Consider the following 11,886-nt stretch of genomic DNA (forward strand, 5'->3'; position numbering starts at 1 on the left):
GTCCTCACGTGTCCGGTGGGTGGGTGAGCCCCGCCTCCCGGGCCCAGGCCGCCGCCTGCGCGCGGTCGGTGACTCCCAGCTTGGCCAGGACCGCCGACATGTGGTTGCTGACCGTCTTCGGGGACAGGCCCAGGCGGGTGGCCACCGCCGAGTTCGGCCGGCCGTCGGCGATCAGGGCGAGGACGTCCCGTTCGCGCGGCGTGAGCGTCGGGCACGGGTCGGGGCGGTCCGGAGGTCTGCTGAGCTGGCCCAGCACGCGCCTCGCCACACCGGGACCGAAGATGGCCTCACCGGCGGCAACCGCCCGGATCGCCCGGACGATCTCGTCCTGGCCCGCGCCCTTGAGGACATAGCCCAGGGCGCCCGCCCGCATCGCGGCGAACACCGAGTCGTCCTCCTCGACCATGGTGAGCATCAGCACGGCCACCCGGGGCGCCACCCGGCCGATCTCCCGGGTCGCCTCGATGCCGTTGAGATCGGGCATCCGGATGTCCATCACCACCACGTGCGGGCGCAGGGTCACCGCCGCCCGTACCGCCTCCCGCCCGCTCGCGGCGACCCCGACGACCCGCACGCGCGGGGTGCCGTCCCGCACGGACTCCAGAAGCGCGGCCAGCCCGGTACGGACCACGGGATGGTCGTCGGCGAGGACGACCCGCAGCGCGTCCGCGTCGTCCTCACTGCCAGGTTCTCCTGCCATCACATCGCCTCTCCCAACGGCAGCGTCGCCACCACCCGCCCCTGCCCCGCCACGCACCGGCCGCCCAGCTCCGCGGCGCGCTCCTGCATCGACGTGATGCCCACGCCCGGCGTCCACGCGGTCTCCTCGTCCACCGGCGCACCGTCGTCACTCACCTCCAGGCGCAGCCCCTCGCCGATCTCGATGCGCAGGTCCACATGGGAGGCCCGGGCGTGCCGGGCCGCGTTGGTCAGCGCCTCGATCGCGATGCGGTACGCGGCCACCTCGACGGCGGCGGGCAGCGCGGGCAGCCGCTCCGGCGCCCGGACCCGCACCTCGATCGGGGTGCCGTCCGCCCGCCAGGACAGCCGTACCGCACGCTCCCGCAACGCGCCCAGCAGCCCCAACTGGTCCAGATCCGGCGGCCGTAGACCATCCACCAGCCGTCGCACCTCCGCGACCGCGCCCCCGACCTCGGACCGCAACTCGGTGAGCAGCGCCGCCGCCCGGTCCGGATCGAAGGTCAGCAGATTGCGTACGGCGTCCGCCTGGAAGGCGGCTCCGGCGAGGGTGGGGCCGAGCCCGTCGTGCAGGTCGCGGCGGATCCGGCGGCGTTCCTCCTCGCGGGCGGCGACGATCCGTTCGCGGGAGAGCTGGAGTTGGCGGGTGAGGTCGGTGGCGTGCAGGGCGGCGGCCAGGGGGACTGCGAGCAGTTCCAGGACTGCCAAGTCCGGTGTGGCGGGCTGCTGTTCGCCGGGGCGCAGGCCGATCACCAGCGCGCCGACCGTGCGGCCGTCGTAGTCGAGCGGTATGGCGTGGATGCGTTCTCCCGGTTCGCCCCAACTCCCGTCCGTCACACCGGACTTCGACTCCACGCACACGTACGGCAGCCGCAGCGCCTCGCCGACCGCCTCCGGGACCGCGCCGACGCCGGTGCCGGCCAGCCGTTCGCCGATGCGGGAGACCGCGCGCACCGGGTCGTGCCGGTCGCCGTACAGGGCGCGGTCGACCGTGCGCTGGAGGAGACGGCGGGCGGGTTCGAAGGCGGCGGCGAGGGTGACCGCGATCAGCGCCGGTCCGAGCAGCGCGGGGTCGGGGTTGAGGAGCGCCTGGACCGAGGTGACGAGGCCGACGTAGGCGACGGCCACGCCGACCGTGAGCGCGCCGTAGAGCAGGCTGCGGGAGACGACGAGGCGGATGTCGAGCAACTCCTCGCGGACCACGGCGATCACGATGGCGGTCGGCAGGAACAGGGTGCAGCACGAGGTGTAGACCGCCGGGAAGCCCATGATCTGCAAGGCCACGCTCAGCGCCAGCGGCAGCATTCCCGCGATCAGCCACAGGAGTCGGCGGCGGTCCTGTTCCCCGCCGCGCCGATAGCGGACGACCATGGCCGCGAACACCGCGGCCAGCACCAGGCAGGCCTTGGCGGTCTCGATGTCGCGCAGGGCGGGCATCCAGCCGGCCGGCACCGGGAGATACGACGGCTGGGCGGGTGTGCCGCTGAACAGCCCCCAGTCGTCGCGTGCCCAGATCGCGAAGTCGAGTGGGGAGGAAAGGAGTTGGGCGACCAGGGCCCAGCGCCAGCGGCGGTCGGGGAGCCGGCCGTCGGGGAACAGGAAGAACACGAGCACGAACGCCGTGGAGCTGCCGAGGATCCAGGTGTGGCGGCCGACGGTGGTGAGCGCGTGCAGCAACTCGGGAGACCAGCCCAGCCGCAGCCCCTCGACGGCCACCCCGATCGACATCCCCGTGAACGCGTGACCCAGCCCGTAGACGATCAGCAGCCAGCCGATGGGATTGCGCGGCCGGTGCAGCGCGATCACCGTGCCGCACACCGGGTAGGCGAGACCGACCGCCAGGTCGACGACCATGTCATAGCGGATCACGTCCGCGGCGGACACCCCGGCCGCCGCCAACGCGACCGCCCCGGCGGCCACTTGGAGTGCCGCCAGCCCCAGCAGCGCGTACGCCGTCGCCGTGCGTAGCGGTGTGCGCCCGTCGCGGTCGTCCATGCGTCCCATCGTGGGGGCGCGGCGCCCGGGTGTCCCGGGAACGCTTCCCGGTCCACCCGGGAGAAGTCCCCGGCGCCGCCCGAGGGCTTCCCCTCAACTCCCGGCACCCGTCGACGTGATGCTCGTAGCAGCGGAACGGCGGGACCGTCGCCGGACCGATCGACAGGAACCAACGCAGGAACCAACGGGGGAAACACCATGCTGTCAACGAAGCGGCGCCTGACCGGCGTTGTCCTGGGCACCCTGCTCGCCCTCGGCGGGACGGCGGCGATTCCGGCCGCCGCGCACGCCGTGCCCGAGTCGCCCGCGCGGGCCGCGTGCCGGCCCAACTACCCGATCCCCAACCAGTTCATCTACCAGCGGTGGAACCAACTGGGCGGACAGAACGGCATGCTGGGCTGCCCGATCGGCACGAACAAGCGCCTCGCGAACGGTGCCGAGCGGCAGCGCTTCGAGAACGGCGAGATCGCCTGGTCACCCGACCAGGGGCACCGGATGGTGGTCGCGGCCTGGGAGCGCAACGGCTACGCGTACTTCACCTGGGGCCCCACGGACCCCTACAGCTACGACGTCTTCCTGGTCCGCTACACCAGCGCGGCGGACGCCGGTGGCACCCAGCGCGAACTCGGCCGGGGGAACGCGGGCGGGCTGTGGGTGCAGAAGCGCACCAGCGGCGACTACTCGTTCATCGTCGAGGGCTGCGACCTCAGGGGCGGCGGCCACCGGTGCCTTCAGCACTGGACGGTGCCGGTGAGCACCCGCAACTGAGGTCCGGGGCGGGGGAGTTACGGGGCCGGCACGGGCGTGGAGGACGCCCGCACCGGCCCCGTACTCGTTTTGTCCCTACAGGTACTTCTTCAACTCCCGGCGTGCCAGCGACCGTTGGTGCACCTCGTCCGGGCCGTCGGCCAGCATCAGGGTGCGGGCGCTCGCGTACAGCTCGGCCAGCGGGAAGTCCTGGCTCACACCGCCCGCGCCGTGCAGCTGGATCGCCTTGTCGAGGATGCCGACGACCGTACGCGGGGTGGCGATCTTGATGGCCTGGATCTCCGCGTGGGCACCCCTGTTGCCGACCGTGTCCATCATCCAGGCCGTCTTCAGGACCAGCAGCCGCAGTTGCTCGACGGCGACCCGCGCGTCCGCGATCCAGTTGTGGACGACGCCCTGTTGGGCCAGCGCCTTGCCGAACGCGACGCGGGAGACGGCGCGTTGGCACATCAGCTCGATCGCCCGCTCGGCCATGCCGATCAGCCGCATGCAGTGGTGGATACGGCCCGGACCGAGCCGCGCCTGGGCGATGGCGAAGCCGCCGCCCTCCTCGCCGATCAGGTTCGTCGCCGGCACGCGCGCGTGGTCGAAGACGACCTCCGCGTGGCCGCCGTGGGAGTGGTCCTCGTAGCCGAAGACCTGCATCGCGCGCTTGACCGTGACGCCCGGGGTGTCGCGCGGGACGAGGATCATGGACTGCTGACGGCGGATGTCCGCGCCGTCCGGGTCCGTCTTGCCCATCACGATGAAGATCTTGCAGTCCGGGTTCATCGCCCCGGAGATGTACCACTTGCGGCCCGTGATGACGTAGTCGTCGCCGTCCCGCTCGATCAGCGTGGTGATGTTCGTGGCGTCCGAGGAGGCCACCTCCGGCTCCGTCATCGCGAACGCCGAGCGGATCTCACCGGCCAGCAGTGGCTCCAGCCACTGCTTCTTCTGCTGCTCGTCTCCGAACTGGTACAGCACCTCCATGTTGCCGGTGTCCGGCGCCGCGCAGTTCAGCGCGGTGGGCGCCAAGTGCGGGGAGCGGCCGGTGATTTCGGCGAGGGGCGCGTACTGGAGGTTGGTGAGACCGGCGCCGTACTCGGAGTCGGGGAGGAAGAGGTTCCACAGGCCCTGCCTGCGGGCCTCGGCCTTCAACTCCCCTACGACGGCAGGGGTGTCCCAGGGCGAGGCGAGCTGGGCGCGCTGCTCCTCGGCGACGGGCTCGGCCGGGTAGACGTACTCGTCCATGAAGGCCAGGAGCTTGGCGCGCAGTTCCTCGGTGTGTGCGTCGAACGCGAAGTCCATGGTGGATCAGCCCTCCTGAAGGGTGGTCAGGCCGTGCTCGATGAAGACGGGAACCAGCTCGCCGATGCGGTCGAAGCCGCCGCCGACCGTCTGGCCCAGGGTGTAGCGGTAGTGGATGCCCTCCAGGATCACGGCGAGCTTGAACCACGCGAACGCCGTGTACCAGGCGACTGACGACACATCGCGCCCCGAGCGCGCCGCGTACCGCTCGATCAGCTCGGCCGGTGTGGGGTGGCCGGGGGCCGAAGCGGTCGTGGAAATGGGGGAGTTGGGGAGGTCCAGCGGCATGCTGTACATGACGAGGAGGCCCAGGTCGGTGAGCGGGTCGCCGAGGGTGGACATCTCCCAGTCGAGGATCGCCTTGATCCTGTCGTCCTCGCCGATCAGGACGTTGTCGAGGCGGTAGTCGCCGTGTACGACCGCCGGTGCGGGGGAGTCGGGGAGGCGGTGGCCGAGGGCCGCGTGCAACTCCTCGACGCCGGCCAGGTCGCGGTTGCGGGAGGCGTCCAACTGCTTGCCCCAGCGGCGCAGTTGGCGGTCCAGGAAGCCCTCGGGGCGGCCGAAGTCCGCGAGGCCCACTTCCGCGGGGTCCACCGCGTGCAACTCGACCAGGGTGTCGACCAGTTCGAGCACCGCGCCTCTTGTGCGCTCGGGGCCGAGCGGGGCGAGGTCGTCCGCCGTGCGGTACGGGGTGCCCTCCACGAACTCCATGACGTAGAACGGCGCCCCGAGCACCTCGTCGTCCTCGCACAGGAGGATGGGTCTCGGTACCGGCACGTCCGTCGGGTGCAGGGCGCTGATGACCCGGTGCTCGCGCTTCATGTCGTGCGCGGTGGCGAGCACATGGCCGAGCGGGGGGCGCCGTACGACCCACTTCGCTGTGCCGTCGGTGACCGCGTAGGTGAGGTTCGACCGTCCGCCCTCGATCAGCCGGCCGGACAGGGCGCCGGTCACCAGACCGGGCCGCTCGCGGTCGAGCAGACCGCGCAACCGGTCGAGATCGAGTCCGGGCGGATGGTCGGGGCTCATACATCACTCCTACGAACGGAGGAACAGGTCTTCACCCATCATGCCGACCGGTCGGTATGTCGTCCAGTGGGCGAGTGAAACGTGACCGGGGCCACGATATGCCGACAGCTCCCCGCGCCGGGCGACGGGGAGCTGTGTGTGTCGGGGGTTCCGGGCCGACGTGGGCCGCGGTCGTCGGGTCAGTGGTCGTCCCAGTGGCCCTCGTGCAGGGCGTGCCGGTGGCCGTCGTGCACGTAGTCGACGTGGTCGCCGTGCAGCACGCTCTCGTGGCCGCAGTCCTGGCCGTGCTGGTGCGCGTGCTCCTGGTGGGCGATGTGGCCGCCCGGCTCGCACTCGTCCCAGTGGCCACCGTGCTCGCGGTGCAGGTGGCCGTCGTGCGCGTAGTCGACGTGGTCGCCGTGCGGCACCGGGGCGTGGCCGCAGTCCGGGCCGTGCGTGTGGGTGTGGGAGGAGTGCTCCAGGTGAAGGGTGGTCATGGTGCTCACCTTCGGAAGTGCGGGCTGTGACGTCGGACAGGGTGCCACGGGTGCCGCCCATATCGGGTGATCTCGGGCGTGTGGCGCCGGGGGTGGTTTGGGGTTGGGATGGGGTCGCCCGCGGGTGTGCGGGTGGGGTCGGGGTCGTGGCGGTACGGCGAGCCCGCCGCTTGGGGCCCCTCTGGTGTTGTCGGAGTCGGGCGGGTTGGTGCCGGGTACGCGGCGGGCTGCGCCGTACCGCCACGACCCGCTCCCGGTTCGTCGGCGGGTGCGGGCCGCATGGCGCTTCACACCCGAGTGCCGCCCGCACGGTGCCCGTCCTCACCCCCGCGCCTCAATACACAAGCACCGCCGCACACACCGCCAGCGCCACCGTGCACAGCACCGCCGCGCTGGCGTGGCGTGGGGCCAGGGGCGGGGGAGTGCCGGCTGCCGCGAGGGTGCGGATGCGGTGGTGGGCCACGGTCAGGAAGCTGAGCCACAGGGCGCAGCACAGGGCGCAGACGATGACGCCCTCGACGTGTACGCCGCCGCGCAGCGAGGCTTTCGCGGCGAGTACGGCGGCTACCGTGCTGGACAGGGTCGTGCGGCGCCAGGCCAGGCGGGTGCGTTCGGGCTGGAGGCCCGGGTCGCGGTCCGGGGTCGGGAGGCGGGTCATCCGGCCCAGCCCGCTAGGACCACGACGACCATCGCCAGGGCCACGATCGCCACGGCGATGCTCAGGAGTGCCGGGAAACGGGACACCGGGAGATCCTCGCCGCGACGCATCGCCCGTTCGCAGCGCACCCAGTGGTTGACCGCGCGCAGGGAGCACAGGACACCCGCCGCGAGCAGGGCGAGGGCGAGACCGGCTCGCCAGGCCCAGCGCAGGTGTGGCAGGAACTGGTCCACCGCGAAGCCTCCGCCGATCAGCGCGAGCGCGGTGCGCAGCCAGGCCAGGAAGGTGCGTTCGTTGGCCAGCGAGAAACGGTAGTCGGGTGTCGCGCCCTCCTCGCTGATCTGCTGGGGCTCGAACCACAGCCGGACGTTCCGTGCAAAATCGATCACGGGCAGGACCCTATCCGGCTGTTTCTGTCTGGTCTTTCCGGTGTGCCTTGAGGCGGGTGTAGGCCGCCACCCCGTCCGGCACCCACTGCCAGTCCTCCAGCCGCCGCTCGATCTCCCCCTCCTCCAGGAAGTCGTGCCAGGCGACCTCCTCGACCTGCGGGCTGACCGGGAGTTCGCAGCGCACCTCGTACACCGCCGACCACCAGGTCTGCCCGGCGCCGTCGTCGTACAGGAACTTGAAGAGGAAGGTGGGGCGGGGCAGGCCGGAGACTCCGAGTTCCTCCTCGGCCTCGCGGAGTGCCGCGTCGTCGTAGGACTCGCCGGCGCCCACCACTCCGCCGACGAACATGTCGTAGAGGGAGGGGAAGACGAGTTTGGTGGGGGTGCGGCGGTGGACGAAGACGCGGCCAGCCGCGTCGCGGGTCCGGATGAAGACCGCGCGGTGGCGCAGGCCCTGTGCGTAGGCCTCGCCGCGGGGGGACTGGCCGGTGACCCGGTCGTTCTCGTCGACGATGTCGAGGATCTCGTCAGCTGGGTTCATGCCCCCATCAAACAGGGGTCGGCGATCGGTGCGGCCGACGGCCTCAGTGCGGCTGGAGGGCCGGTGCCGGCTTCGGCCTCGTCGTGCCGCGTGGCATGGCCGGGTGCATGCCGAGGAGCAGGATGCCCACGACGATCCCGGCGAGGCCCGCCGCCTCCCAGGCCAGTGCGCCCGTGTCGGCGCGCAGTCGGTCGCCCAGGAAGCCCACCCCGCAGATGATTCCGGCGAGGGGCTGGGCCGCGGTGAGGGCGGGCAGGGACATGCGCAGGGGGGCCGTCTCGAAGGCGCTCTGTACGAGGACCAGGCCGGTCACGCCGAGTGCGAGCACGCCGTACGGCTGCCAGCCGGTGAGGAGTTCGGTGAGGCCGCCCTCGGTGAAGCGCTGGCCGCTGACCCGGGTGAGCGCGTCCTGGACGCCGTAGAGGAGGCCGGCGGCCAGGGCCAGGAGGACCGGACCCGAGCTGAGGCGGGAGCGTTTGGCGTACGTCGTGAGGAGGAGGGCGAGGCCCACCATGACGCCGATGATCAGCCAGTGGCGGAACGGGTCGGTGACGGCTGTGCCGCCGCGTGGTTCGCCCGCGACGATGAAGGTCGTGACGCCGCCCGCGAGGAGTGCGAGGCCCGTCCAGCCCTGGCGGCCCAGGGGCTGTCGGGTCTGCTTGCGGGAGAGGGCGAGCGCGAAGAGGAGGTTCGTCGCGAGGAGGGGCTCCACGAGGGAGACCTCGCCCTTGCTGAGCGCTATCGCGCCGAGCACCATGCCCGCGATCATCAGGCCGATGCCGCCGAGCCAGCGCGGGACCCGCATCAGGTCGAGGAGCAGTCTCGGGGAGAGGAAGTCGCTCAGGGGTGCCTGCTGGGCCACGTTCTGCTGGAGCACGAACCCGAAGCCGAGGCAACAGGCCGCACTCACGGCGAGCATCAGAACCAGAAGGGACACGCTGCGTACCTCGATCGTCAGGCCGGGCTACGGGATGCGTTTGGGCGACTCTAGCGCCCCAGGGCCCGGCTTGCCCCTGGGAGTACCCGGAAGCGGGCGGTTGCTCCGGTCACGATGCTCTGACGACCGTGGGCACGATCGGAGGCTGCGGCGGGACCGTGCTGCCATCGTCCGCCGCCGCGCTCCCGAGCGCCATGGCCTACGCCACACCGGTGACCCGCGAACGATTGGCAGCGTAGCGTCCCGGGTAGGGGACAGCGCCACAAGTGCCGCATCCGCGACGGAAGTTGACAGGTGTAACAAGGGTCAGGCACTTGACGTGAAGTATTGGTGGAGGGTTTGCTGTGCGTGATCGGACGATGGCACGCCGATGTCCCGCAGCGTCGCGTGAAGAACGTGAGGAATACCCGGGTGTCCCCACCCCCGCCACCCCTCGGACGCCGCCACAAGCGCGCTTCCCAGGCCTTCGACGCCGCGCTCGACGACGCTGAACTCGTCGCCGCGCGCGCCGCGTTGGCCCAGGGGCGCTGGCAGGCGGCGCGCGGCCTGCTCGCCCAGACGGGCGACGACTGGGACGCCCGCGCCCACCGCGTCACCGTTCTCGCCAAGGAGTCCTACACCACCGCCTGGGCCCGCGACTGGCTGCTCGCCGAACCCGAGTCCGGCGACGCCTCCGTGCTGCTCGCCCTGGCCATGGTGCAGCGCACGCTGGCTGGCAAGGAGAAGCCGGTCCGCGCCCGCGATGCCTGCCGTACGGCGTCGGCCCGGCTGCCCGCCGATCCGACACCGTGGCTCGGACTGCTCCTCCTGGAGCACACGCTGGGCACCGACGAGGGCGTGGTCCAGCTCTTCGACGAGGTCCGCCACCGGTACCCCGACCACCACCACGCCCACCATCTGATGGTGGCCCGGCTCGCGGAACGCCGCGCCGACGCGGGCGTCGACCCGCTGCACGAGGTCTACGACTTCGCCTACTGGGCCGCCGAACAGGCCCCGGCCGACTCCCCGCTCGCGATCCTGCCGGTCATCGCGCACGCCGAGCGCTACCGCGTGCTGGCCGCCGCCGGCCTGGAACCCGCCGACCCGGCCGCCTCCGGGCACTGGACGGGGCGCCGGGCCCGGCAGGTGATGAAGGCCGCCTTCGACTGGTGGCTGGAGTGGGAGCACGAAGGCCACCCGCGCCGCCTGGTCGACCTCAACTTCCTCGCCCACGCCAAGTCCTGCGAGGGGCGCGGCGCCGAGGCCGCCGCGCTGTTCCACCGCATCGGGGAACACCCGACCCCGGCCCCGTGGTCCTACCCGGACCGCGACCCGCTCACCGCCTTCCGTGCCGCACGCGACTGCGCGCTCGGGACGTCGTAACGCCCCCGTACCAACGATTCGGCAGCGATGAGACGCACCCGTAGCAACGCTGCCGTAGCGAAGTAACGCGACCGTAGCAACGCCCCCGTAGCGACCCCGAAAGGACGTTCCCGCCATGACGACGGGCAGTTCCAGTACGAGCAGCGCCACCGCTGACGGCGCAGACAGCGGCATCAGCACGTTCAGGGGGCAGGAGCGCGCCCTGCGCGCCGACCGTCTCGGCACCGGGGGGTTGCTGCTCTCCGTGCTCGCCGCGACCGCGCCCCTCATGGTGGTCGCGGGTGTCATGCCCACCACATTCGCGGTGATGGGGATCGAGGGGCAGCCGCTGCTCTTCGTCCTCCTCGGTGTCGTCCTCGTCCTCTTCAGCGTCGGCTACGCCGAGATGAGCCGGCACGTCCACAACGCGGGCGCCTTCTACGCCTACATCTCCCGCGGCCTCGGCGGCACCGCCGGCGCGAGCGCGGCCCTGGTGGCGCTCGTCGCGTACAACGCCCTCCAGGTCGGCATCTACGGCATCTTCGGCTTCGAGGTCTCCAACCTGTTCTCCACCTACGCCGACCTCCAAGTCGCCTGGTGGATACCGGCGTTGGTGGCCGTGCTCGCCGTCGGCGCGCTCGGCTGGCTGAAGATCGACGTCAACGCGCGCGTGCTCGGTGTCCTGCTGATCATCGAGGTCGCGCTCGTCGTCATCTTCGACATCGCGGCCGTCACCGACCCGGCCAAGGAGGGCCTGTCCCTGCACGCCTTCAACCCGGACACCCTCAGCGGCGCCGGCGTCGGCACCGCCCTGTGCTTCTGCATCGCCGCGTTCCTCGGCTTCGAACAGGCCCCGGTGTACGCCGAGGAGACCAGCCGCCCGCACATCCTGGTGCCGCGCGTGATGTTCCTCGCCGTCGGCGGCGTCGCCGTGTTCTTCGCGCTCAGCTGCTGGGCGATCACCGTCGCGACCGGGCCCTCCCAGGTCGTCGGCGTCTCCCAGAAGCAGAGCGCCGGACTGCTCTTCTACCTCACCGAATCCCGGCTCGGCGGCACCTTCACCGACGTGCTCCACGTCCTGTTCGTCACCGGCATGTTCGCGGCCATGCTCAGCTTCCACAACGTCGTCGCCCGCTACGCCTTCGCCATGGGACGCGAGGGCCTGCTGCCGTCCGCGTTCGGCCGTACGACGGGCTCCAGCGGCGCTCCCGGCACCGGCTCGCTGCTCCAGACCGCCGTGTCCGCCGTGATCGTGATCGCCTTCGCGATCGCCGACGACAAGCCCACCGGCGACCCCACCGCACCGGTCCTGCACCTGTTCACCTGGTTCGGCAACATCGGCGCCCTCGGCGTGATCCTGCTGATGGCCGCCGCCTCCCTCTCGGTGATCGTCTTCTTCGCCCGCCGCGGTTCCGCCGGCGCCCAGGCCTGGCGCCTGGTCACCTCCGCGCTCTCCGGCATCGCGCTCGTCGTCATCGCCGTCTACACGGTCAAGGACTTCGACGTCCTGGTCGGCGCGGGCCCCGGCTCGTCCCTGAGCTGGCTGCTGCCCGGCATCATCGGCCTGGCCCTGCTCGTCGGCCTGGCCCAGGGCCTGTTCCTGCGCTCCCGCAACCCGGAGGCGCACGCCCGCATCGGGCTCGGCAACGAGGCGTTCCAGCTGGAGAAGGCGGCGGGGGAGGCGTCGTAGCGCGTCCACGTTCTTCGAGGGGCTCTCTGAGAAGCACGTAAGAAGTGGTTACGGAAGTCTGACGGGCACCCGC

At 71.7% G+C, this 11,886-nt stretch carries 12 protein-coding genes; 3 read left to right on the top strand and 9 right to left on the bottom strand.

The features are described 5' to 3' along the window. Nucleotides 1-4: 4 nt before the first annotated feature. A complete protein-coding gene (locus OG226_RS38095; RefSeq protein WP_329351417.1) occupies nt 5-700 on the bottom strand; it encodes a response regulator transcription factor in 696 nt (231 codons plus the stop codon). Next, nucleotides 700-2,694 (bottom strand): sensor histidine kinase, encoded by a 1,995-nt coding sequence (locus OG226_RS38100; protein ID WP_329351419.1) that lies wholly within the window; start codon nt 2,692-2,694, stop codon nt 700-702. Before OG226_RS38100 ends, OG226_RS38095 begins: the two co-directional genes overlap by 1 nt. A gap of 198 nt (nt 2,695-2,892) precedes the next feature. Here OG226_RS38100 and OG226_RS38105 point away from each other — a divergent pair, with 198 nt between their 5' ends. Continuing rightward, nucleotides 2,893-3,462 carry an LGFP repeat-containing protein gene (locus OG226_RS38105; RefSeq protein WP_329351421.1) on the top strand — a complete coding sequence of 190 codons (570 nt, stop codon included), beginning with the start codon at nt 2,893-2,895 and terminating at the stop codon, nt 3,460-3,462. Between the two features lie 75 nt (nt 3,463-3,537). Here OG226_RS38105 and OG226_RS38110 read toward each other — a convergent pair whose 3' ends face one another. The 7 genes from OG226_RS38110 to OG226_RS38140 form a co-directional block, all read right to left on the bottom strand. After that, on the bottom strand, nt 3,538-4,752 hold the full coding sequence (locus OG226_RS38110) for an acyl-CoA dehydrogenase family protein (protein ID WP_329351422.1): 1,215 nt from the start codon (nt 4,750-4,752) through the stop codon (nt 3,538-3,540). A 6-nt stretch (nt 4,753-4,758) separates the two neighbouring features. Next, nucleotides 4,759-5,781 carry a phosphotransferase family protein gene (locus OG226_RS38115; protein WP_328684319.1) on the bottom strand — a complete coding sequence of 341 codons (1,023 nt, stop codon included), beginning with the start codon at nt 5,779-5,781 and terminating at the stop codon, nt 4,759-4,761. Nucleotides 5,782-5,960: 179 nt separating this feature from the next. Further along, nucleotides 5,961-6,257 carry a hypothetical protein gene (locus OG226_RS38120; protein ID WP_329351423.1) on the bottom strand — a complete coding sequence of 99 codons (297 nt, stop codon included), beginning with the start codon at nt 6,255-6,257 and terminating at the stop codon, nt 5,961-5,963. Between the two features lie 334 nt (nt 6,258-6,591). Next, nucleotides 6,592-6,915 (bottom strand): DUF202 domain-containing protein, encoded by a 324-nt coding sequence (locus OG226_RS38125; RefSeq protein ID WP_328684320.1) that lies wholly within the window; start codon nt 6,913-6,915, stop codon nt 6,592-6,594. After that, the gene (locus tag OG226_RS38130; RefSeq protein WP_328684321.1) at nt 6,912-7,304 is read right to left on the bottom strand and encodes a YidH family protein; all 393 of its coding nucleotides are present in this window, start codon (nt 7,302-7,304) and stop codon (nt 6,912-6,914) included. The genes OG226_RS38125 and OG226_RS38130 overlap by 4 nt, the downstream gene beginning before the upstream one ends. A gap of 10 nt (nt 7,305-7,314) precedes the next feature. Then, on the bottom strand, nt 7,315-7,845 hold the full coding sequence (locus OG226_RS38135; protein ID WP_329351425.1) for an NUDIX hydrolase: 531 nt from the start codon (nt 7,843-7,845) through the stop codon (nt 7,315-7,317). A 43-nt stretch (nt 7,846-7,888) separates the two neighbouring features. After that, the gene (locus tag OG226_RS38140; RefSeq protein ID WP_328684323.1) at nt 7,889-8,782 is read right to left on the bottom strand and encodes a DMT family transporter; all 894 of its coding nucleotides are present in this window, start codon (nt 8,780-8,782) and stop codon (nt 7,889-7,891) included. A 411-nt stretch (nt 8,783-9,193) separates the two neighbouring features. Between OG226_RS38140 and OG226_RS38145 the strand changes: the two genes are divergently transcribed. Further along, nucleotides 9,194-10,144, top strand: coding sequence for a hypothetical protein (locus OG226_RS38145; protein WP_329351426.1), 951 nt, complete (start codon nt 9,194-9,196; stop codon nt 10,142-10,144). A gap of 115 nt (nt 10,145-10,259) precedes the next feature. Continuing rightward, nucleotides 10,260-11,813, top strand: a complete 1,554-nt coding sequence (locus OG226_RS38150; RefSeq protein WP_328684325.1) for an APC family permease — start codon at nt 10,260-10,262, stop codon at nt 11,811-11,813. Nucleotides 11,814-11,886: the final 73 nt, after the last annotated feature.

This window comes from Streptomyces sp. NBC_01261, from assembly GCF_036226385.1.
Classification (GTDB): Bacteria; Actinomycetota; Actinomycetes; order Streptomycetales; family Streptomycetaceae; genus Streptomyces.